Genomic DNA, 23,733 nt, shown 5'->3' on the forward strand with positions numbered 1-23,733 from the left:
ATTTATAGTGGCTATCTACCACATTAAGTCATCAGGAATTGCAAATTCTGCGTACGGATCATCTTCATCAGTTGCAGTGTCATTTTCACTTTGGTCGTGTAATGCAACTAATACTGACTCATCAATGGCACGTAACTTTTCTGCTGCTTCTTTATTAATTAAATAAAACTCATCGTTTAAAACACAAATTGCAAAACTACCCTTAATTAAGCCTTGTTGAATTTTAGGTGTTACAGCAATACGTTTCACTTTATTGTCATAGGTGAAATGATAATCCAGTTCGCCTTGATAATCCTTTTCACAATGTTGTGCAATCATTTGTATTAGCTTGCCATGTGCGGCACGTGCTGCTAGCTCTTGTTGCGATTGTTGATTATTTTCTAAATCTTTTTGTTTTTGCAATTCTGCTTTTTCTTGTACTGCTTTTTGAAGATCAGAAACAGCGACAGTGCCTTTTTTCTTTTTTTGTTTCGCTTGACGGCGTTTTTCAGTTTGCGCCTGTTTCGCTTTTTGTTTATTGATTAATCCTGAATTCATTAATTGATCTTGTAATGAAGCCATATTGAAACCCTTTGGTAAAATTTGAAAAGATTAGTTTATCACACTATAGAATGTGCTATGTCGACTTTGTGATTAAAATGGTCTAGATTTAAAAAACAACATAAAAAATGAGGGATCTGAATATGTTAGATAATTTACAGGTGAAGAAATTCATGTCAGGTAAGACGATTGCATTTACTAAAGAAATGAATTTACAAACAGCAGTGGACAAGCTTTTAGCATCTAATTTAATTGGTGGACCCGTGGTCAACTCTGAAGGACATGTTGTAGGTTGGTTGTCTGAACAAGATTGTTTAGCTAAATTAATTGAAGCAAGTTATTACAGTGATCATTCTGCTTTAGTTGAGGATGTTATGTCTGGTGCTCCTTTAAGTATTCCTTCTACATTAAGTATTGTCGACTTAGCGCAAAAGATGATCAATGAGAAACCTAAAATGTACCCAGTATTAGATGAAGACAAGGTCTATGTTGGATTAATCACTCGTAAAATGGTGCTTGGTGCCATAAAAACTCAACTCTAAACTGAATAGTGATAAGTCAGTCTTAAATATTTATTTCTAAACAGGGCGCTTAAAGTACTAAAAATAAAAGGGTTTAATGAATATAAATACTTAAATACTTAAATACTTAAATACTTAGCCTTAGTTAATAAGAGACAATTAAATAATCATTAATACAGCGTATTTTAATAGTACGCCGTATTAATCTTTAGCAAAATCCAGGTTTAATCAGAATATATTATTGCGTTATCCCAATAATATACTTTGTGGTTTCCAGCATTGTGCTTCAACTTTAGACGTTTTGTATTGATTAAGCTGTTCAAGAAAATCACCTCTTAATATTTCTTTAACACCAAGGCTTGTTAGATGTGCAGTGATCATTTGGCAATCAATAATTTCTCCGCCATGATGTTGAAAATGTTGGCATAATCCAATAAAAGCCAATTTAGATGCGTTGCTATGTTGATGAAACATCGATTCGCCACAGAAAACACTGCCCACATTCACTCCATATAAACCGCCAACTAATTTATTATCAAGCCAAACTTCAACTGAATGTGCTTTACCTTGTAGGTGTAATTGATGGTATGCCTTAATAATATCGGAGCTGATCCATGTTTCCGCTTGTGTTTTACGAGGCATAGAGCAGGCATTAATCACATCAACAAAGGCATGATTAATAGTCAGTGTTAGTGCGGTTTGACGAATAAATTTAGCCATACTTTTACTGATATGAACCTGTTGTGGTTTGATCACTGCACGTTGTTTAGGGCTCCACCATAAAATGGGCTCACCTTCAGAGAACCAAGGGAAAATCGCATGTTGATATGCGTTATGTAAACGTGCAACAGATAAGTCTCCTCCAATGGCAAGTAGGCCATCAGGATCGTCTAATGCATTTTCAGGATCTGGGAATGATAGGTTATCTTCAGAAAGAACAATTAAACGTTTAGTCATTGTTTATTTATAAGCTCCATCAAAAAAGCCAGTCACATGACTGGCTTGTTTTTATTTGATACCACTACGTGATACTACTTGTATCTATTTTTCAGGGTACTTTAGATCTGTTTGGCCAGTGTATAACTGACGAGGACGACCGATTTTTTGGCCAGGTTGATCTAGCATCTCTTTCCAGTGAGAAATCCAACCAATAGTACGAGATACCGCAAAGATAACGGTAAACATAGTACGAGGAATGCCCATTGCACGCAATACGATACCTGAATAGAAATCAACATTCGGATATAGCTTTTTCTCAATGAAGTATGGGTCTTCAAGAGCAATGCGCTCTAATTCCATCGCAACATCTAACAATGGATCGTCGATATTTAATTCTTCTAGTACTTCATGACATGTTTTACGCATTACAGTGGCACGTGGATCATGGTTTTTGTATACACGATGCCCAAAGCCCATTAAACGGAATGGGTCATTTTTATCTTTTGCTTTAGCAACGAATTCTGGAATACGATCAACGGTACCAATTTCTTCTAACATTTCTAAACAAGCTTCGTTTGCACCGCCGTGAGCAGGGCCCCACAAAGATGCAATACCAGCTGCAATACAAGCAAATGGGTTTGCGCCAGAAGAACCAGCTAAACGTACTGTTGAAGTAGAAGCATTTTGTTCATGATCAGCATGAAGGATTAAAATCTTATCCATTGCACTCTCAAGTACAGGATTAACTACGTATTCTTCACATGGAATACCAAACATCATTTTTAAGAAGTTACCCGCGTAAGATAATGTGTTATCTGGGTACATAAATGGTTGGCCAACCGAATATTTGTAACTCATTGCAGCAAGCGTTGGTACTTTCGAGATTAGACGGAAAGCTGCAATTTCACGACAAGATTCGTTCGCCACATCAAGAGAGTCATGGTAGAAGGCTGATAAGGCACCAACTACACCGACCATAATAGCCATTGGGTGTGAATCACGACGGAAGCCACGATAGAATGCTACAAGTTGCTCATGTAACATAGTGTGATGTAATACAGTATGTTTGAATTTAGCAAATTCATCTGCTGAAGGAAGTTTGCCATTTAGTAATAGGTAACATACTTCTAGGTAATCTGATTTATCTGCTAATTCGTCGATTGCGTAACCGCGGTGTAACAAAATACCTTTTTCACCATCGATGTAAGTAATTGCAGACTCACAAGAAGCTGTTGCTAGAAAACCAGGATCGTAAGTGAAGTAGCCTGATTGACCTAAGCTACGGATATCAATTACATCGTTACCAGCAGATCCTTTATGGATAGGAAGTTCAACAGGCTCTTGCCCTGGTAACTGAAGTATTGCGATTTTATCCGACATTATTTTCCCCTTTGTCTGTAAATTATAATGATTCTTATATTCTGTATTCTTTAGACTGTTTTTTGATGGCATATTTTTACAGTCTAAATTTAAGCTTGTCAAATTTAACATTTAAACTTTGCGAGTTACTAGGCGTCTTTGACACCTTAAAATCTATTAGGAAAATTAGTACTACAAGTTCGTTCAAGTCTCTGATATCCTGATGTTTGAGTTAATTATTTTTTGTGTTTTATCTGTCACAAAGTTCATTTTTTTTCGTGCTTAGCTCACAAAAGATAGAATTGACCATCACAACTTGTTAACATTGTGATAACAATAGCGTCTGTAAACCAACCCCTAACTTTTGGCCATTAATAAAGAGATAAATTGTGCGCAAAGAGAGACCCAAAAACTTAGACCTATCCACGGTTAAATTTCCCATTACCGCCATTGCTTCTATTTTGCATCGTGTATCTGGGATCATCGTTTTTATTGCTTTAGCAATATTCCTCATCCTTCTAAACTGTTCATTATCATCCGCTGAAGATTTCCAACGTGTGCAAGGTTACCTTGATATGTTTATCGTTGAGTTTATCTTTTGGGGAGCATTAACTGGCTTGGCATACCATGCGGTATTTGGTGTTCGCCATATGATTCAAGACTTGGGTCATTGGGAAGAGTTAGACAGTGCTTCATTAAGTGCAAAAGTGGGCTTCGGTATCACTGTTGTATTATCAATATTAGCGGGGATTTTAGTATGGTAAACATCGCAGGTACTTTTGGACGCAGTGGTGTACATGATTACATCCTGATACGTGCCAGTGCAGTTATTTTATTAGCCTACATTTTGTATCTTGTGGGTTTTGTGGCAACTGCTGATTTGACTTATCAAGTTTGGACAGGCTTTTTCTCATTAACATTTACTAAAGTGATGACCCTGTTAGCTTTAGTTGCAATGTTAGTACATGCATGGATTGGACTATGGCAAGTACTGACCGATTACGTTAAATGCACATTATTACGTGGCACATTGCAATTTGTGCTAACAACAGTGGCATTTGCGTATGTTATTTTTGGCTTTGTAATTTTGTGGGGTGTTTAAGTGAGTTTACCAATTAGAGAATTTGATGCGATTGTGATTGGTGCTGGTGGTGCAGGTATGCGCGCAGCATTATCAATTTCGCAAGAAGGCAAAAGCTGTGCGTTGATTAGTAAAGTATTTCCAACGCGTTCACACACTGTATCTGCTCAAGGTGGTATTACCGTTGCTCTAGGTAATGCACATGAAGATGATTGGCAGTGGCATATGTACGATACCGTTAAAGGTTCAGATTTCATCGGTGATCAAGACGCTATCGAATATATGTGTAATGAAGGCCCTGAGGCGGTACGTGAACTTGAGAATATGGGGTTACCATTTTCTCGCTTTGAAAATGGTTCAGTTTACCAACGTCCATTCGGCGGTCAATCTAAAGAATTTGGCGGTGAACAAGCTGCGCGAACTGCAGCAGCAGCAGACCGAACAGGTCATGCCTTGTTACATACGCTTTACCAGCAAAATATTAAAAATAAAACAACCGTTTTCTCGGAATGGTATGCGCTTGATTTAGTTAAAAATGATGATGGCGATATTGTTGGTTGTACTGCTATTGAAATAGAAACCGGTGAAGTGTGCATGTTTAAAGCACAGGCTACCGTGCTTGCTACAGGTGGTGCGGGTCGTATTTATGCATCAACAACTAATGCACATATTAATACTGGTGATGGTGTTGGTATGGCTCTTCGTGCAGGCGTGCCTGTACAAGACATGGAAATGTGGCAATTTCACCCAACCGGTATAGCAGGTGCAGGAACACTCGTTACTGAAGGCTGTCGTGGTGAAGGTGGTTACCTTTTAAATAAAGATGGTGAACGCTTCATGGAGCGTTATGCGCCTAATGCTAAAGATTTAGCGGGTCGTGATGTGGTTGCTCGTTCAATCATGATCGAAATCCGTGAAGGCCGTGGCTGTGATGGACCTTGGGGTACACACATTAAATTAAAATTAGATCATCTTGGTAAAGAAGTGCTAGAAAGTCGCTTACCAGGAGTATGTGAATTATCACGTACTTTTGCACACGTTGATCCAGTACATGAACCAATTCCGATCATTCCTACTTGTCATTACATGATGGGTGGCGTACCTACAACTGTTAATGGTCAAGTATTGAAACTTGATAAAGATGGTAAAGATGTAGAAGTGAAAGGGTTATTTGCAGTAGGTGAAATCGCATGTGTATCTGTTCATGGCGCTAACCGTTTAGGCGGTAACTCTTTACTAGACTTAGTGGTATTTGGTCGTGCAGCCGGTAAACACTTAGGCAAAGTATTGAGCGTTGAAAACACTTCTAAAGCACCAACTGAAGCAAATATTGAAGCTGCATTAGAGCGTTATAATCGTTGGGAAAATGGTGATGGTACTGAATGCCCTAACGAAATTCGTAAAGACCTAAAAGAGTGTATGCAGAATAACTTCGGTGTATTCCGTGATGGTCCAGCGATGGCAGAAGGTCTTGCTGAACTTGAAAACATTCGTAAGCGTTTGAAAAATGCTAAATTAAGCGATAAGAGTAGTGAATTTAATACTGATCGCATCGAATGTTTAGAGTTAGATAATTTGATGGAAACTGCTTTGGCAACTGCTAAATCAGCTAATTTCCGTACAGAGAGTCGAGGTGCGCATAGCCGTTTCGATTTCCCTGATCGTGATGATGCAAACTGGTTACATCACAGTATGTATATCGCAGAAACAGAAAGTATGTGTAAACGTGACGTTAATATGGCGCCAGTACTACGTGAAGCTTTCCCCCCTAAAGCGCGTGTTTACTAGAAGGTTTATAGATATGAATATTAATTTCTCAATTTACCGTTACAACCCTGATGTTGATGCTAAACCTTATATGCAGGATACATCGTTAGATGTACCTGAAGGTTCAGATATGATGGTGTTAGATGCACTTATCTTGCTAAAAGAAAAAGATGCGTCACTTTCTTTCCGTCGTTCATGCCGTGAAGGGGTTTGTGGATCTGATGGCGTTAACATGAATGGTAAAAATGGACTTGCATGCATTACGCCATTGTCTGAGGTGTTATCAACAGGCAAAAAAGTAATTATTCGTCCATTACCAGGCTTACCTGTGATTCGCGATTTAGTGATCGACATGACACAATTTTATACTCAGTATGAAAAAGTGAAACCATTTTTAATTAACGATGACAGAACTCCACCTGCTGGTGAATTTAAACAATCACCAGAAGAGCGTGAAAAACTTGATGGATTGTACGAATGTATCTTATGTGCATGTTGTTCAACTTCTTGTCCTTCATTTTGGTGGAACCCAGATAAGTTTATTGGTCCAGCTGGGTTATTGGCTGCTTATCGTTTTCTCATTGACAGCCGAGATAGTGCAACAGAAGAACGCTTATCGAATTTAGATGATGCTTTTAGTGTTTTTCGTTGTCACAGTATCATGAACTGCGTTAGTGTTTGTCCTAAGGGATTAAACCCAACCAAAGCGATTGGTAAAATAAAATCGATGTTATTACAGCGCGCTGTTTAATTACTAATTTACACATGATTAGTGAAATAATCATAATAATATAAGGAACGTTAATGCCAACTAATGTTATGGAAACTTGGTTAGCCTCATCGCATCTTTCCGGGGCAAATTCCACTTATATTGAAGACCTTTATGAGTCTTATTTAGACGATCCATGCTCTGTGGATGCTAATTGGCGAGAAGTCTTTGATGAATTACCAAGTGTGAGCGACACTCCTGAAGAGCGTCACTCCGTTATCCGCGAACAGATGAAACATGCGGCTAAAGCGCCAAAATGTTTCACTCCTCCTCAAGGTGCTGTTCATAATGATGCTAAACAAGTAAAAGTGTTGCAATTGATCGGGGCATATCGTCATCGTGGTCATGAAGCCGCTAACTTAGATCCACTTGGTTTAGTTAAAAACGAAACAATTAAAGAATTAGACCCATTTTACCATGATTTAACAGGGTCTGATTTAGATGCCAACTTTAATGTAGGTTCATTTGCTGCTGGCAATGAAACTATGATCTTAAAAGATTTAGTGGCTTCTTTAAAACGTACTTACTGCGGTTCGTTAGGTGTGGAATATATGCACATCACGGATACTGAAGAAAAGCGTTGGATTCAAAATCGTATTGAATCAAGTGAAAGTCGTCCATCTTTCAGTAATGAAGCAAAACAACGCTTCCTTGAAGAGTTAACGGCAGCTGAAGGATTAGAGCGTTACATTGGCTCGAAATTCCCAGGTGCAAAACGTTTCTCATTAGAAGGTGGTGATTCTTTTGTTCCAATGCTTAAAGAATTGATCCGTCGTTCTGGAGAGCAAGGGGCTGAAGCGGTTGTTATTGGTATGGCTCACCGTGGTCGTCTAAACGTACTGGTTAATGTATTAGGTAAAAAGCCAACTGATCTTTTCAATGAGTTTGCTGGTAAACACGACAATATTGATGGCTCAAGCGATGTTAAATATCATCAAGGCTTCAGTAGTGATTTTAAAACACCTAAAGGTAACGTTCATTTATCACTAGCGTTTAACCCATCACATTTAGAAATTGTTAATCCAGTGGTACTTGGGTCGGTTCGTGCGCGTCAAGAACGTTTAAACGGTATCGGTGAAAGTGTACTGCCTATTACTATTCATGGTGATTCGGCGATTGCTGGTCAAGGTGTTGTGCAAGAGACATTCAATATGTCACAAGCAAGAGCCTTCAAAGTAAGCGGTACTATCCGCATTGTGATTAATAACCAAGTTGGTTTCACAACCTCTAATCGTGAAGATACACGTTCTACGCGTTACTGTACTGATATCGCGAAAATGGTCCAAGCACCTATTTTCCATGTTAACGGTGATGACCCTGAAGCGGTAATGCATGCAACGCAAATTGCAATTGATTTCCGTAATAAATTTAAACGTGATGTTGTCATTGATTTAGTGTGTTACCGTCGCCATGGTCACAATGAAGCTGATGAGCCAAGTGCAACACAGCCTGTGATGTACAAAAAAATCAAAAAACACCCAACTACACGCGAAATCTACTCTAAACAGTTAGAAAGCGAAGGTGTGATTAGCAGTGCAGATGCTAAGAGTTTAATTAGCACATATCGTGATGCGTTAGATAACGGTGAGTGTGTTGTTAAAGAATGGCAAGAGATGCAAGGTAACTCTATTGATTGGACTCCTTACCTTAAACATACTTGGCAATCACCTTACGAAGCTTCTTTCCAAAAAGAGCGTTTAAGAGAATTAGCGGAATCTATTAGTCAATACCCTGAAGATCAAGTACAGCATTCACGTGTTGCAAAAATCTATAAAGATCGCTTGATGATGGCACGTGGTGAAAAACTATGTGACTGGGGCTTTGCTGAAAACTTAGCATACGCAACGTTACTCGATTCTCGTTACAACATTCGCTTAGTCGGTCAAGATTCTGGTCGTGGTACTTTCTTCCATCGTCATGCTGTTTTACATGAGCAATCTGAAGCGGGTCGTTACATTCCACTACAAAATATCTCAGATGAGCAAGGCCATTTTGATGTACATGATTCTGTATTATCAGAAGAAGCGGTTTTAGCATTTGAATACGGTTATTCAACAGCTGCACCTAAAGGTCTATGTATATGGGAAGCGCAGTTTGGTGATTTTGCGAATGGTGCGCAAGTTGTATTTGATCAGTTCTTATCATCAGGTGAACAGAAGTGGGGCCGTATGTGTGGTCTAACTGTGTTGTTACCTCATGGTTATGAAGGTCAAGGACCTGAGCATTCATCTGCACGTTTGGAACGTTACTTACAATTATGTGCTGAACATAATATGCAAGTATGTATTCCTTCTACACCTGCACAGGTTTACCACATGTTACGTCGCCAAGTGATTCGTTCTATGCGTCGTCCATTAATCGTTATGTCACCTAAATCTTTATTACGTCACCCGATGGCCGTATCTAGTTTAGATGAACTATCGTCTGGTACATTCCAAAATGCAATTGGTGAAGTGGATGAGTTAGATCCAAAATCGGTCAATCGCGTTGTGCTTTGTAGTGGTAAAGTTTACTACGAATTATTAGACAAACGTCGCACTGAAGAATTAAATAACGTTGCTATCGTTCGTATTGAGCAACTTTATCCTTTCCCAATGGACGAGCTAAACGACATAATTGAACAATACGCGCATGTTAAAGACTTTGTTTGGTGTCAAGAAGAGCCACAAAATCAAGGTGCTTGGTACTGTAGTCAACATAACTTTAGAACTGTTCTGCCAGAAGGTGCTAACTTGCAATATGCAGGTCGTGCAGCATCAGCATCAACAGCGGTAGGTTATATGTCACTGCATGTGAAGCAGCAAAAAGCATTAGTTAATGAAGCACTTGGTTTTGATGAACAGTAATCAAAATTAAATTTAATTATATAAAAATTTATTGTAGGAAGTATTAATTATGATTGAAGTATTAGTTCCAGAATTGCCTGAATCAGTTGCAGATGCAACAGTGGCAACTTGGCATAAACACCCTGGTGATTTTGTAGAGCGCGATGAAGTTTTAGTTGAAATCGAAACTGACAAAGTAGTCCTTGAAGTACCTGCTACAGTGACAGGTATTTTAAAAGAAATTATTGAAGATGAAGGCGCAACGGTTTTATCTAAGCAATTGTTAGCAAAACTTGAAGAAGGTGATGCGCCAGCGGCGAAAGAAGAGGAAGTAGTCGAAGAGCAAGCTCCTGCTAAAGCTGCTGATGCAAGCCCATCTGTTCGTCGTTTAATGTTAGAGCAAGATATAGATGCTCGTGATATTAAAGGCTCTGGTAAAGGCGGCGTAATTACTCGTGAAGACGTTGAGAAATTCCGCACAGAGAAGAACAAAAGTGAAACTGCGCCTAAGGTTGATATCGTTGCTGCTGTTGCCGCACGAAGTGATAAACGAGTTCCAATGACTCGTCTTCGTAAACGTGTTGCTGAACGTCTGTTAGAGGCGAAAAACTCTACTGCAATGTTAACCACTTTCAATGAAGTGAACATGAAACCTATCATGGATCTTCGTAAGCAATACCAAGAAGTATTCGAGAAAAAACACGGTATTCGTTTAGGCTTTATGTCTTTCTACATTAAAGCTGTAACTGAAGCGTTAAAACGTTACCCAGAAGTAAATGCAGCGATTGATGGCGATGATATTGTTTATCATAACTTCTTCGATATTAGCATTGCAGTATCTACACCACGTGGTTTAGTAACACCTGTATTACGTGACACAGATACACTTAGCGTTGCTGAGATTGAACAGGGCATTCGTGACCTTGCAATTAAAGGCCGTGACGGTAAATTAACTGTTGATGAAATGATGGGGGGGAACTTCACTGTAACCAACGGTGGTGTATTTGGTTCATTACTTTCAACGCCAATTATTAATCCACCGCAAGCTGCTATCTTAGGTATGCACAAAATTCAAGACCGCCCAATGGCTATTGATGGCAAAGTTGAGATATTACCTATGATGTACTTAGCACTTTCGTATGATCATCGTTTAATTGATGGCAAAGAATCAGTAGGATTCTTGGTAACAATTAAAGAGCTACTAGAAGATCCAACTCGTCTATTATTAGACATTTAATTCCACGCTTCAGTATCCCTTCCTTAGCTGCCTATATTGGTAGGCAGCTAATTTCATAAATTGTTTTTACACTCACAGCTTTCGGGCTATTAAGTTTAACTCAACAAATGGAAATCAAACATGAATTTGCATGAATATCAGGCAAAACAGCTATTTAAAGAGTACGGTCTACCAGTTCCACAGGGTGTTGCCTGTGATAGTGGTGAAGATGCAGTTAATGCCGCGTCTAAGTTAGGCGGCGACAAATGGGTTATCAAGTGCCAAGTACATGCAGGCGGTCGCGGTAAAGCGGGTGGCGTGCAGTTAGTTGATTCAAAAGAGTCTATTCGTGAATTTGCTAATAAATGGTTAGGTCAAAACTTAGTAACTTATCAAACTGATGCCAATGGTCAGCCAGTGAACAAGTTGTTATTAGAAAGCTGTAGCGATATTGCCAATGAATTATATTTAGGTGCAGTTATTGACCGTGCATCACAACGTGTGACGTTCATGGCATCTACTGAAGGTGGGGTTGAAATCGAGAAGGTTGCTGAAGAAACACCTGAACTTATTCATACAGTGACGATTGATCCATTGGTTGGTGCGCAAGCATATCAAGGTCGTGAATTAGCATTTAAATTAGGTCTTTCTGGCAAGCAGATTGGTCAATTTACAAAAATATTTTTAGGCTTAGCGACTATCTTCCAAGATAAAGATTTATCTCTATTAGAGATTAATCCGCTGGTTGTGACTGGTAGCGATGACCTGATCTGTTTAGACGGCAAAATTTCCATTGATTCTAATGCAATGTATCGTCAAAAAGCACTAAATGAAATTAACGATACTACTCAAGATGATGCACGTGAAATGCATGCTGCTCAGTGGGAACTTAACTATGTAGCACTTGATGGTAACATCGGTTGTATGGTTAACGGCGCTGGTCTAGCAATGGGTACAATGGATATTGTACATTTGCATGGCGGTAACCCGGCTAACTTCTTAGATGTTGGTGGCGGTGCAACTAAAGAGCGTGTGACTGAAGCGTTTAAGATTATTTTATCTGACGATAAAGTGGAAGCGGTATTAGTGAATATCTTTGGTGGTATTGTACGTTGTGATTTAATTGCTGACGGTGTTATCGGAGCTGTTGAAGAAGTCGGTGTATCAGTACCAGTTATTGTTCGTTTAGAAGGTAACAACGCTGAATTAGGTCGTAAGATTTTAGCGGAGTCTGGTTTAAATATTATTGCAGCAACATCATTAACAGATGCAGCTGTGCAATCTGTGAAAGCGGTAGGTGGCAAATAATGAGCATTTTAATTAATAAAGATACTAAAGTAATTTGTCAGGGATTCACTGGTGGACAAGGTACATTCCATTCTGAGCAAGCGCTTGAGTACGGTACAAAAATGGTCGGTGGTGTATCACCAGGTAAAGGTGGTCAAACGCATTTAGGTTTACCTGTATTTAATACGGTAAGCGAAGCGGTACAATCTACAGGCGCAACAGCTTCTGTTATCTATGTACCAGCTCCATTTTGTAAAGATGCTATTTTAGAAGCAATTGACGCAGGCATTAAGTTGATTGTTACTATCACTGAAGGTATCCCTACTTTGGATTTAGTTGAAGTTAAAATCAAACTAGATCAAGCGGGTGTTGTGATGGTTGGTCCTAACTGTCCTGGTGTTATTACACCTGATGAATGTAAGATCGGTATCATGCCTGGTCATATTCATAAGAAAGGTAAAGTAGGTATTGTTTCTCGCTCAGGTACATTAACTTATGAAGCTGTAAAACAAACTACTGACGAAGGCTTTGGGCAATCAACGTGTGTAGGTATTGGTGGTGATCCAATTCCTGGTTCAAGCTTTATTGATATCTTAAAGCTGTTCCAAGAAGATCCAGAAACAGAAGCGATTGTGATGATCGGTGAAATCGGCGGTACTGCTGAAGAAGAAGCGGCTGCTTTCATTAAAGCTAACGTGACTAAACCTGTTGTTTCTTACATTGCTGGTGTAACTGCACCTGCTGGTAAGCGTATGGGGCATGCTGGCGCTATCATCGCTGGTGGTAAAGGTACTGCTGAAGATAAGTTTAAAGCATTAGAAGATGCAGGTGTTAAAACCACTAAATCGTTAGCGGATATCGGCAAAGCATTGCGTGAAATTACTGGTTGGTAATTAACTTAGTTTAATTTTACCATCTCATTATCAAACCTCGCTTATGCGGGGTTTTTTATGTATTCACTTTATCACTCAAATTTTATTCTCTCCTTATTACATAGTCTTTTTTGACTGAGAGTGACACTGCACTCTTGTCAAAGAGCGAGTCGATTTACTTTATGCTTTTTATATACCTTTACTGAACTAGTTATTGCCGTGTATCGGAAGAAAGGTCATTTATAATAGATATTCATATCACATTGGGCCGCGTATTTTACCGGACTTTTTTATAAAAAATATTTATTAAAATAATGGGATTTATTTACCCAACTTGTTGACTAAGTACTGTGACAAGCTTAATTATCACTTAAGCTTTATTGTTAATTTCTTATTTAGTCTGTGACAAGGTTATCCATGAACTTAGTTAAAACACTGCCTGCGTTATTATTGTTTTATGCAATCCCAAGTATGGCAGAAACAAGCGTTACCAATGTAACTCCAATCAATCCAAGCAACCTCTATGGCAGTTGGTTTTGTCAGCATAAAATTGAAGAGCCTAACTCTAATATGGTGGTTGATGTTAATTACCGTATCCAATATAACCAAGATAATACCTCGCAAGGTTATGGGATTTTATTGTTTACGTTAAGCGGTATGCCAAAATTAAAATACAGTATAACGGATAGCTCTACGTGGCAGTTAAAAGAAGACGTTTTGAGCATGAATTCTCAAAATATAGACTTTAAAAATGTCAGTCATCCAGAACTAGAATCAATTTTAAATTTAAAGAAGATATTACCAGCGACGGTTAATGAATCAGGAAAGATTGTGAACTTAAGCAAGAATGAGTTAACGGTTAAGTCAGATGCTTACAGTGAATTAATTCAATGCGTTAGAGCTTAATATGATTAGGTCAATTTCACTGACCTAATCAACTGATCTATATGCAGGTTAATCTCTTTTAATTGCACGCAGAATAACGAATTTTTTGTTTTCTGCAATTAACTCACAATTACCAAAGATACGATTTAACTTATCTTGATAATCTAAATGACGGTTACCAACAATAACTAATTCACCATTAATTGCTAAGCAGAAGTGTGCATCATTAAACATGCTCCAAGCGATATGGTCGGTAATAGCATGTTGTTGATGGAACGGTGGGTTACATAAAATTAAATCATAGCTACGAGACTTGAATCCAACTAAACCATTATTCACTACAAAACGCGTGTTATCTGAACGCTCTTCTTCAAAGTTTTTCAGCATATTAATACGTGCGGAATCAACAGCCATATATGACTCATCAATGAAGGTAATTTGCGCATCTGGATAAGCTTGTGCTGCAGCCATACCCACTACACCATTACCACAACCCAGATCCACAACTTTAGTGAAATCGCCTTCAGGAAGGTTATCCATCAAGTAACGGCCACCAATATCTAAGTGGTTGCGTGAAAATACATTGGCGTGATTGTGTATTTTCCAATCAAAACGTTCTATGTCCCAAGTGATTGCTACTTCTTTTTCTGGAACGTTTATTTGATCAGGTAAGCTAAATATAAGACGAGATTTCTTCTTAGCTAATGAAGTTTTAGTGGTACCGATATATTTTTCAAATAATGCTAATGTTGATTTATGAATCGCATCAACTTTACCGGCAGCAACAACGATTGTGTCTTTATTGATAACAGTGCTTAATTGTTGTAATTGATGCTCTAAAAAAGACAACGTCTTAGGTACTTTAATTAGCACTACTTTTGCATTTGTTGGTAATGGCTGCAAACTATCTTGAATTAATAGTGTCTCAGTAGGACATTGATTACGCTGCATATTGAGTTTAATAGAGCTGACAGATAAAAATGAATCTGAAACAACGGTTCTTTGTGTCTCTTTAAAAAAACAGCTTAGTGCACCAAAACCATCATTGATAATTAATAATTGCCCATCTTCGGTAATGTATTTACCTAATTCATTATCCTGGAAGTGGTTGATCAGGTATTCATCTGCTGAATCCCATGCTTGTAAGGTTTCATTTTTTCTGCGTGGGTGACGATGTAAAATTAATGTTTGATCTGCAATGATTAATGCTTCATTCATAGGTTTAGCCTAGTTATGTATATAGTGTAAGTTAATGTGCTATTTTAACTTGCTTGCTTGCTTAAGGTAAGTGATATTATGCCTGTACTCAAAATGAATAAGGATGAGATGCTTTGTGAATATAATAATAACTAAAAATAAATTAATGAAAGCACTAATTATGTGTATTTCATTATTCACTATAACAGCTTGTGATAACCAAATTGATGATATTTTATCTGATATTGCCGATGGAGAAGATGAAGTCGTTTGTGGCACTGATACGACTACCGTTAACTTTAAACAGATTGCCTATTGGGGCGAGAATGATGAAGATACGCTAGATGATATCGATTTTACTATGTTAACTCATGTTATCTATAACAAAATTGGTGTGACCTCTAGTGGCGAATTAGTATTACCGGATGACACTGACGATTTTGAAGATATGATTGAGGCCGCACATGATGCGGGTATTTATGCTATGGCTTCAATTGGTAACTCAAGTGACTCCGCATTTAATACGATTGCTGCTAGTGACTCTGCTATGAGTAATTTTATTGATAACATGGAAGACCTAATTGATGATTATGACCTTGATGGTATTGATATCAATTGGCAGTTTCCAGAAGGTGATGATGAAGGTGATCTTTTTGAAGACTTGGTCAAAGAGGTCAGTGAATCATTAGAAGACGAAGATAAAATCTTTAGTTTTGTGGTTGATACTGGGCAAGATGATGATGACACAGACGATGGCGTTCAAGATGATGTATTAGATTATGCTGATTTTATGAACGTGATGGCATTAAATACAACCGATGATGACGATTTACATTCTTCATTGGAAGATGCGGAAGATGCCATTGAATATTGGACTGATCGTTGCGTGGTTAAAAACCGACTAGTATTAGCAATCCCAGCTTATTCTAAAGGTGATGGTGTGCTGGATTTCCGAGAAATTGTTGATGACGATGATGATAATGCCTGTGTTGATGAAGCTTCTAATGTAGAAGATGAAGACGGTAATGATTACGATGACATTAACTACAACGGTATTCCAACAGTAAACGATAAAACAGAGTATGCCCAGTCTTATGCGGGCGGTGTAATTATTACGTCATTAGAGCAGGACTATTTTGATAGTGATTATTTCTCAATATTAGCGGCAGTTGATTGGCAAGTATCAGGTAGTGCAAACGATATTTGTGATTAATTATAAAATATAATTCCATGGTTTTTTTTGTGGTTAAAAGGGCGCATAATAGCGCCCTTATTTTTTCTAACCACATTAAGGTCGAATTATGCCGATTAAAGCCGCTTTAACTGAACGTAGCAACGGATGTTGTGAATTGTGTTCATCTACCAACGAATTGTCTATATTTGAAGTCCCACCAGTTAAAGAACCTAATTCGGATAAGTCAGTATTAGTCTGTGCGACCTGTTCTGAGCAAATTGCTAAAACAGCTGAAATGGATAATAACCATTGGCGTTGTTTAAACGATAGCATGTGGAGCCAAGTGCCAGCAGTACAAGTAACGGCTTTCCGTATGTTAACTCGTTTAAGTAAAGCTGGTGAAGGCTGGGCACAAGACTTATTAGATATGATGTACATGGAAGATGAACAAAAAGCATGGGCTGATTATGGAGTTGCAGCTGATGATATCGAGGAAGTAGCACCAACACGTGACTCTAATGGCACAATTTTAGTGGCGGGTGATAATGTAACTCTGATTAAAGATTTAGAAGTCAAGGGCGCAAACTTTACCGCAAAACGTGGTACTCCCGTCCGTAATATCTCATTGACTGATAACCCGGAGCACATAGAAGGGCGTGTTAATGGCGTACGCATTGTTTTGTTAACAACTTACCTTAAAAAGATGCCTTTGTTTGAAGATAAGTAATATCAGTTACATGAACTAACCATTCAACGAACTATATGCAAAAATTATAAAGGCCCTAACACTCAATAGTGATAGGGCCTTTAGCAATACTAAATTTTTTATTCAATGACGATTAAAGTACTTTCCATGTCATATCTTCGCCGGCTTTAATAGGCACTACAATATCATTACCAAAAGCTAATGAATCTGGCACCGGCCATGCCGTTTTCTCTAATGTTACAGTATCTTGATTTCGAGGAATGCCATAGAAATCAGGACCATTGAAACTAGCAAAGCCTTCTAATTTATCTAATGCATTTTCAGCTTCAAATACTTCAGCATAGAGCTCTAACGCAGCAAATGCGGTATAAGACCCTGCACAACCACAAGCTGACTCTTTTGCGCCAATAGCATGAGGCGCTGAATCGGTACCTAAAAAGAATTTTTTGCTGCCGCTAGTCGCTGCTTTAACTAACGCGGCCTGGTGTGTGTTTCTTTTTAAAATTGGTAAGCAATAAAAGTGTGGTTTAATACCGCCCACTAACATGTGATTACGATTAAACATTAAATGATGTGCCGTGATTGTCGCGCCCACATTATCACCAGCTTTATTAACAAACTCGACAGCATTGGCTGTCGTAATATGTTCTAAAACAATCTTGAGATCTGGATTCTGAGCAACAATTGGTGATAACACCTCTTTTAAAAATACCGCTTCACGATCAAAAATATCAACGTGATTTGAAGTCACTTCTCCATGAACCAGCAAAGGCATGTTGACTTCTTGCATTGCTTTAAAAGTCGCCTTTAGTTTAGTTGCATCTGTTACACCTGAGTCAGAGTTAGTCGTTGCGCCTGCAGGATATAATTTAGCTGCATAAACATGGCCTGATGCCTTGGCTTTTTTGATCTCTTCTGGTGTTGTATTGTCTGTTAGGTAAAGCACCATTAAAGGTGTAAAAGTCGTTTTTGGTTGTGCAGCTAAAATACGATCGCGGTATGCTAATGCGCTATCAGTTGTCATCACCGGTGGCACTAAATTAGGCATGACTATCGCTCTCCCCATATAACGGCTGGTATCGCGAACTGTATCTGCCAACACTTCGCCATCGCGTAAGTGTACGTGCCAATCGTCAGGTCGTGTGATCGTTAGTTTAGTGCTCATATAATACTCCGTGTGATAGAGGCTGGGGAAGTTGAGGCTGATTCTAGAAGTTACATTAAGTTAAGTAAAGAGCAAACTGGCCGGTTTAATCATTTAACAATATTACTGCTTATACTTAAGATACAAGCGGTGTAGTTGTTGGTTAACTTAATTGAGCATAATGTGCTCGAATAGCCTCTGCAATTTTTGCCTTAATAGTTGCGCTAACATGAACTGCCTGTTGCTCTGGGAACAAATTAACTAATGCTTGTACCAAAGGTTGTTGTGCTGTTTCAGATTGCTCAACCCAACTTAAAAGTAAATGACGATTAATATAAGCGGGCAGAGACCCCAACGTACCAACATCATTTTGGTTATGAATTAATAGGCCTGCAGTGGTTCCTTTATCTAGTGTTAATACCTGATAAAAATACAGGGTATGATAATCCAATTGTTGAGCAAGCTCCTGGTCAGAAGGAGGTGGAAGGCTACTAAATTTATCGGTTAATATAGCGATATAACAATCGATAACTTGCTTAGCGAAGTTAATGGCAAAGTGCTTTGGTGTTTGTTCATCGCCGACAAATCCCTCTAAATAAAAATGAGAAACACCACGATGTTTATTTAATGCTGGTATATAAAAATACTGTTCGCCTTGTTCAATACCGCTATCGTAATATTTACCACTTGCATGCCTTAATGTTTCATTGAACAAGGTTTTATCTGCTGCATCTTCGATAGCTGGATTTAAATCAGCCATCAGTCGCCAGTAGCGTTGACCATTCTTCAATTCAGTCCAACTAACATGAATATGAATAGAAGGTGCTAAAGGGTGTTGAGGATGAATAATTGTCGATAATGCGGTAGCAGATAAAAAGGCCTTATCAGGCTTATCTTCATATTGTACTTGCGATATATTGACGGAAGCGCGGTTAAAAACACTGTTATTGCTAGCTTCATAGCGTTTCCCTCCGCCATGAGAACCCTCATCACGTAGCCATTCAACAGGTGAGAATTTAGTGCCTGTCGAAAGTGTCGACAATTTATCTACAAAATAATGTTGTACTTGACTAAGTTCGGTTAATGCAAATTTTGCTTGTTCTGATGTGGCGAGTACGCGCATGAGCTTCCTATAGTATCGAGTCAATCATGGATTAATGTTGGATGATAGGAAAGGTAATGGTTACTGTAACCCCAGTCAAGTTTGTATTATTTGCGATCTTCAAATCTGCATCATGATAGTCACAAATCATTTTCGCGATATATAACCCTAACCCTAAGTGAGCATCATGTTGATGTGCTTCGGGTCTAATTGATACCATAGATTGAAATAGATCTTGCTGTGTTCCTTCCACCAGTAAAGGGCCTTTATTACTAATACTAAGGATCGCATGTTGATGGTGGGGTTGTAGCTCAAAAACAATTGCTTCATCTTGCGGAGAATACTCAACGGCGTTATGCACTAATTTATCTAATAATTGAACGATAAAGTCAGGATCTGCCTCTATCAGAATAGATGCCGACGACTGATGTTCGGTAAAGGCATTATTAGGATAAATCATCTGATAACCTTGTACACAACCTTTGATTAACTCATTCAGATCGATATTTTGCTTATCAAGATGAGATAAACTTTGTTCGATACGACTCGCCTCACTCATGCTGGTTAAAATTTTATTTAAACGTTGAATGCCTTGTTGAGAGCGAATTACATATTTCTGCTGTTCTAAATCAGACGGAAGTGCGGAAAGGTTTTCTAGAGACGACCTCACTATCGCAACAGGAGTGCGTAATTCATGGGATAACCTTGCTGATAACTGCTCAACATATTGATGATATTGACCTAAGCGTTTTATCATATTCTCCATACTGCGTGATAAATCACCTATTTCATCTTGTTGTCCACTGGCAACAAAGTGTCCGGTTAAACGGCCATTTTGATCGAGCATTGATTCACTTTGATCGCGTAAGTGTCTAATGCGTTTAACCACTGTCGACATAAAACCAAAAAGCAATATTCCAACCACAATGAGTACGGTAAACAATACATTAAATAACTTCTGTAACGCTTCATTTCGTAAGCTTAGTAATCCATGATTGGTTTCTTCAGCTAAGACTGCGCCAACTACTTTTCCATTGACAAAAATAGGGTGTGCTGCGCTTAAAATGGATGCCTTATGGTCCTTGGTTGAGCGCCACTGCGTTGCAGCAATACCAGATAAAGCTTGAGTTAATAGCGTCTCATTTAAGTGCGTTGGATTTATTTTAATATCAGTAAAGCTAGGGTCCGGTTTATCTAAAAACAGCCCATAAATAGGTGATAAAAGCTGTTCTTGTATCGTTTCCCAAAGGTTATGCTCTTGCTTATTCTGGTTTATATCATTCAAGCTGCCTGGCCAAATACCTTTTGCTTGGTGAATATCTCCGGTGTTCGCAATAACTCGTTGAAACTTATCCACGACCCACAATCGAGAAGAGGTATGGCTCATAGCTTGAAGAAGGCTCTTGATCTCTGGAGATGGAATTAAAACACTGCCTAAGCCTTTAACATCTAATAAATTTGAGGTCATGATTTGTTGATCGATTTTATTACTATTAATGTTGGCTCTAGTATTAAGTTGAAAACCTAGTTTATTACCTAGTAACTCAAGTGGTAAACGAAGCTCTATATCGTAGCCAGTGCTGGTTGTTTTCCAGATGCCTTGAATTGATTTTTCTCTATTAGTTGGGGTTGTGTAAAGGCTATGCTCAGGGTAACGATATGCATTAAACCAACCATCTGAAGTGACAGAAACAATATAACGCATCAATTTCCCTTGTGGAGAGCTCATGGCGATGATCATATGGTCAGCTTTATTCAATTGAGGTGTATCGATACTACGAATAAGTGGATGTTGATTTTTTACTTTGAAAAAAGCATATAAATAACCATTATATTTACCTAATATCTGTTCAAACTGTACTGGGTTGTTAACTTTTGTTGTTGATGTTGTTGCTGAGTAATGATTCTTAAAGCTAATAATACTTTGCCAATCATCTTCCTCTCCATCTAATATCATCGGCTGCTCAAGGTTATAAACATATAAGTCATGACCTTGTTTAATATTGTCATTATTGTTGATATCAGTATTAAATAAGCTTGAACGTTCATGCAAAGCTGCTGCTATTCCACTAGTGGTACCTAATAAGGTTTGTTGTTGGCCTGATTTTAAGAAGCTTTCCATTTCAGTGACAAATTGATAGGCAAACCAAGGTAGCAATAAAAATAAACTGCTCAAGATTAAAAGTTTGGCTCTTAAGCCAACTTTAATAGCCATTATTTAACACTCTCTGTACTGACATCCCAACGATAACCCATACCGTAAATGGCTTTAATTTCATCAAAACCGGGGTCAATTTGGATAAACTTTTTTCTAATCCTCTTAATATGTGAAGTGATAGTATTATCATCAACAAGCATATTAGCTTCATTCATTAATTGCTGACGGCTTCTCACCATACTAGGTTTATTCGCTAGCGCGTGAATAATCCAAAATTCAGTGATAGTGACATCCAATAAAGTCTCATTCCAACTAACTTGCATTTTGTCGTTATCGATAATTAACGCCCCTCGAATAACGACTGAGCTTTCAGTAAGCGGGACAGATTCATGTAAGCTCGCTCGCCTAAACAAAGCGCTGATCCTCACCATTAAATGTTCCAATCCAATCTCTTTACTAAGGTAATCATCTGCCCCCAAACGCAGCCCTGAAATAGTATCAAAGTCATTATCTCTGGCAGTTAAAAATATAATTGGAACTGTTGCAGAAAGTTGGCGTAATTGTTGGCAAAGGAGAAAGCCACCATCATATTCGTGACCTAACCCCACATCAATAATCGCTAAATCGGGTAGTTGAATTGTAAATGCTTGTATGGCTTGCTCACGATCTTGATAGCCATCGACTTGATAACCATGACGGATCATTACATCACGATAGTTTTCTCGAATAGCAAGGTCATCTTCAATGATGGCAATACGTTTCATAAATTACAAAGTCCTCTTGGTTTGTATCAATGCAAGCTAGAGATTGACTCCGCCACTTTTTGAACATAATTGATCAGTAGTTTGCCTTTTTTGCTCCCTAATCTTGCCATTTAGGTTTGTTTTAATACAGACATCAAAACAACAACCTAAGTTGCATTTATTATTAAGGAGTCACACTATGACAACATCATCTCAAAAACTATCGGCTAATTTAAAAAAATCCATGGTATGCATTGTTGCCTTGTCTGCACTAACTGGTGGGTTAGTCATTTTAGAGGATTACAGAATTACTAGGGAAGCACAGCAATTTTCAGAGCATTTAAAACAATTTAGTCATCCTGTCACAATAAAATCACAGCAGGGTCATGAGCAAGTGTTCTTTAAAAAACATCAGGATGATAGTCTATTGACGACTGATGCTAATGAATTAGCGAAAATTGCAGAGCAAAATTTAGTTGCTAAACAGACAAGTATGATGTCAAAACCATTAGACGTACAACCAGAAAAAATAGCATTAAATAAGTCGATCTCACAGCAAGATCTAAATGAAGAACAAGCCCAGAAAATAGATCCAAATGATATGAATGTCTTATTTTCGTTATCTTCTTCACAGATTACACCTGAATATAAGTTACAATTATTGGACGTTGCTGATTACATTAATAGCCATGGTGACCAGACAAAGTGGCAAGTGGTAGGGCATACCGATAAATCAGGACGTGCTAGTTATAATTTAGATTTAGCAAAAGAAAGGGCTAATAATGTCGCTCGATTTCTTGTTGAGCATGGCGTTCAACAAACACAGCTAACCTTATTCACCTTAGGTGAATATGAAGCAGGGCATACTGAAAACAGCACTTATAACGCAAGTTTAAGAAAAGTGCAGGTGATGCCTTACGAATCGAGTATCGAAAAGTTAGCTAAAATGATTAAGAGAGATAACCAACAAGCAGAGCAATATCGCTTGGTTAAGGCACAGCTTAATAATCAAAAAAATGTAATCGAAAAGGAGTTTCGACACATCACTGAAACATTAAAGGAAGATAATAATACGGTACAACTAAATACTGAATTAAATTTGGGTGATATAAACTTGCAAGAACAAGAAGTTAGCATGAAACAGTCACTTTCAAACCATCGAATTAATAACAATAAAGAGTTGCTGGTGGATGATGGTAGTAACCTGCTTAACACTCAAAATAGTATCAGTACTAGTCAAGTATCGACTTTATCACTAAATGAACCTGAGTCACTGGCTTATGCCTCAGGTTATTCACTATAAAGGGAGTTATGTATGTCATCACAACAAGATAACCAATCAAATATGAATGATACGTTTAATGCGGGTGAATTAGTTAATTCAATTCTCATTTCGAGTATTAGTTTGTTTTGCTTAATTCATTTTTTTATTTAAATATTTATTATTT

General features: G+C 38.2%; 21 protein-coding genes. 13 read left to right on the forward strand and 8 right to left on the reverse strand.

Features of this window, described 5'->3' with window-relative positions; translation table 11 throughout:
• Positions 1 to 15: 15 nt before the first annotated feature.
• The gene (locus tag OW492_RS07570) at positions 16 to 561 is read right to left on the reverse strand and encodes a DUF2058 domain-containing protein (RefSeq protein WP_290039325.1); all 546 of its coding nucleotides are present in this window, start codon (positions 559 to 561) and stop codon (positions 16 to 18) included.
• Between the two features lie 122 nt (positions 562 to 683).
• Here OW492_RS07570 and OW492_RS07575 point away from each other — a divergent pair, with 122 nt between their 5' ends.
• Positions 684 to 1,082, forward strand: coding sequence for a CBS domain-containing protein (locus OW492_RS07575; protein WP_290039326.1), 399 nt, complete (start codon positions 684 to 686; stop codon positions 1,080 to 1,082).
• 225 nt (positions 1,083 to 1,307) lie between these two features.
• On the opposite strand, the gene aat is transcribed toward OW492_RS07575, so the two are convergent.
• Positions 1,308 to 2,018, reverse strand: coding sequence for a leucyl/phenylalanyl-tRNA--protein transferase (gene aat, locus OW492_RS07580; protein WP_290039327.1), 711 nt, complete (start codon positions 2,016 to 2,018; stop codon positions 1,308 to 1,310).
• An 84-nt stretch (positions 2,019 to 2,102) separates the two neighbouring features.
• Positions 2,103 to 3,380: a citrate synthase gene (gene gltA / locus OW492_RS07585; RefSeq protein WP_290039328.1), complete on the reverse strand. Its 1,278-nt coding sequence runs from the start codon at positions 3,378 to 3,380 to the stop codon at positions 2,103 to 2,105.
• A 368-nt stretch (positions 3,381 to 3,748) separates the two neighbouring features.
• Here gltA and sdhC point away from each other — a divergent pair, with 368 nt between their 5' ends.
• From sdhC to OW492_RS07630, 9 genes are all read left to right on the forward strand, one after another.
• Positions 3,749 to 4,123, forward strand: coding sequence for a succinate dehydrogenase, cytochrome b556 subunit (sdhC, locus tag OW492_RS07590; RefSeq protein ID WP_290039329.1), 375 nt, complete (start codon positions 3,749 to 3,751; stop codon positions 4,121 to 4,123).
• Positions 4,117 to 4,461 carry a succinate dehydrogenase, hydrophobic membrane anchor protein gene (sdhD, locus tag OW492_RS07595; protein WP_290039330.1) on the forward strand — a complete coding sequence of 115 codons (345 nt, stop codon included), beginning with the start codon at positions 4,117 to 4,119 and terminating at the stop codon, positions 4,459 to 4,461. The genes sdhC and sdhD overlap by 7 nt, the downstream gene beginning before the upstream one ends.
• Positions 4,462 to 6,228 carry a succinate dehydrogenase flavoprotein subunit gene (gene sdhA / locus OW492_RS07600; RefSeq protein ID WP_290039331.1) on the forward strand — a complete coding sequence of 589 codons (1,767 nt, stop codon included), beginning with the start codon at positions 4,462 to 4,464 and terminating at the stop codon, positions 6,226 to 6,228. It abuts the gene before it with no gap.
• A gap of 13 nt (positions 6,229 to 6,241) precedes the next feature.
• Positions 6,242 to 6,958, forward strand: a complete 717-nt coding sequence (locus OW492_RS07605; RefSeq protein ID WP_290039332.1) for a succinate dehydrogenase iron-sulfur subunit — start codon at positions 6,242 to 6,244, stop codon at positions 6,956 to 6,958.
• A gap of 53 nt (positions 6,959 to 7,011) precedes the next feature.
• Positions 7,012 to 9,822 (forward strand): 2-oxoglutarate dehydrogenase E1 component, encoded by a 2,811-nt coding sequence (sucA, locus tag OW492_RS07610; RefSeq protein ID WP_290039333.1) that lies wholly within the window; start codon positions 7,012 to 7,014, stop codon positions 9,820 to 9,822.
• A gap of 49 nt (positions 9,823 to 9,871) precedes the next feature.
• Positions 9,872 to 11,038 carry a 2-oxoglutarate dehydrogenase complex dihydrolipoyllysine-residue succinyltransferase gene (odhB, locus tag OW492_RS07615; RefSeq protein ID WP_290039334.1) on the forward strand — a complete coding sequence of 389 codons (1,167 nt, stop codon included), beginning with the start codon at positions 9,872 to 9,874 and terminating at the stop codon, positions 11,036 to 11,038.
• A 120-nt stretch (positions 11,039 to 11,158) separates the two neighbouring features.
• Entirely contained in the window at positions 11,159 to 12,325 is a 1,167-nt protein-coding gene (sucC, locus tag OW492_RS07620; protein ID WP_290039335.1) for an ADP-forming succinate--CoA ligase subunit beta, read from the forward strand.
• On the forward strand, positions 12,325 to 13,197 hold the full coding sequence (gene sucD, locus OW492_RS07625) for a succinate--CoA ligase subunit alpha (protein ID WP_290039336.1): 873 nt from the start codon (positions 12,325 to 12,327) through the stop codon (positions 13,195 to 13,197). The genes sucC and sucD overlap by 1 nt, the downstream gene beginning before the upstream one ends.
• A gap of 396 nt (positions 13,198 to 13,593) precedes the next feature.
• Positions 13,594 to 14,082, forward strand: a complete 489-nt coding sequence (locus tag OW492_RS07630) for a hypothetical protein (RefSeq protein WP_290039337.1) — start codon at positions 13,594 to 13,596, stop codon at positions 14,080 to 14,082.
• Positions 14,083 to 14,130: 48 nt separating this feature from the next.
• Here OW492_RS07630 and OW492_RS07635 read toward each other — a convergent pair whose 3' ends face one another.
• Positions 14,131 to 15,279: a methyltransferase gene (locus tag OW492_RS07635; protein ID WP_290039338.1), complete on the reverse strand. Its 1,149-nt coding sequence runs from the start codon at positions 15,277 to 15,279 to the stop codon at positions 14,131 to 14,133.
• A 115-nt stretch (positions 15,280 to 15,394) separates the two neighbouring features.
• Between OW492_RS07635 and OW492_RS07640 the strand changes: the two genes are divergently transcribed.
• A complete protein-coding gene (locus tag OW492_RS07640) occupies positions 15,395 to 16,471 on the forward strand; it encodes a glycosyl hydrolase family 18 protein (protein ID WP_290039339.1) in 1,077 nt (358 codons plus the stop codon).
• A gap of 88 nt (positions 16,472 to 16,559) precedes the next feature.
• Positions 16,560 to 17,159, forward strand: coding sequence for an alkylphosphonate utilization protein (locus OW492_RS07645; protein ID WP_290039340.1), 600 nt, complete (start codon positions 16,560 to 16,562; stop codon positions 17,157 to 17,159).
• Positions 17,160 to 17,271: 112 nt separating this feature from the next.
• On the opposite strand, the gene pyrC is transcribed toward OW492_RS07645, so the two are convergent.
• From pyrC to pdsR, 4 genes are all read right to left on the reverse strand, one after another.
• On the reverse strand, positions 17,272 to 18,303 hold the full coding sequence (pyrC, locus tag OW492_RS07650; RefSeq protein ID WP_290039341.1) for a dihydroorotase: 1,032 nt from the start codon (positions 18,301 to 18,303) through the stop codon (positions 17,272 to 17,274).
• Between the two features lie 142 nt (positions 18,304 to 18,445).
• Positions 18,446 to 19,405, reverse strand: coding sequence for a coproporphyrinogen III oxidase (locus OW492_RS07655; protein WP_290039342.1), 960 nt, complete (start codon positions 19,403 to 19,405; stop codon positions 18,446 to 18,448).
• Between the two features lie 31 nt (positions 19,406 to 19,436).
• Positions 19,437 to 21,599: a proteobacterial dedicated sortase system histidine kinase gene (pdsS, locus tag OW492_RS07660; protein ID WP_290039343.1), complete on the reverse strand. Its 2,163-nt coding sequence runs from the start codon at positions 21,597 to 21,599 to the stop codon at positions 19,437 to 19,439.
• Entirely contained in the window at positions 21,599 to 22,306 is a 708-nt protein-coding gene (gene pdsR / locus OW492_RS07665) for a proteobacterial dedicated sortase system response regulator (protein ID WP_290039344.1), read from the reverse strand. The genes pdsS and pdsR overlap by 1 nt, the downstream gene beginning before the upstream one ends.
• A gap of 178 nt (positions 22,307 to 22,484) precedes the next feature.
• Here pdsR and OW492_RS07670 point away from each other — a divergent pair, with 178 nt between their 5' ends.
• A complete protein-coding gene (locus tag OW492_RS07670; protein WP_290039345.1) occupies positions 22,485 to 23,588 on the forward strand; it encodes an OmpA family protein in 1,104 nt (367 codons plus the stop codon).
• Positions 23,589 to 23,733: the final 145 nt, after the last annotated feature.

The organism is Psychromonas sp. 14N.309.X.WAT.B.A12 (genome assembly GCF_030397575.1).
Taxonomy (GTDB): Bacteria; Pseudomonadota; Gammaproteobacteria; order Enterobacterales; family Psychromonadaceae; genus Psychromonas.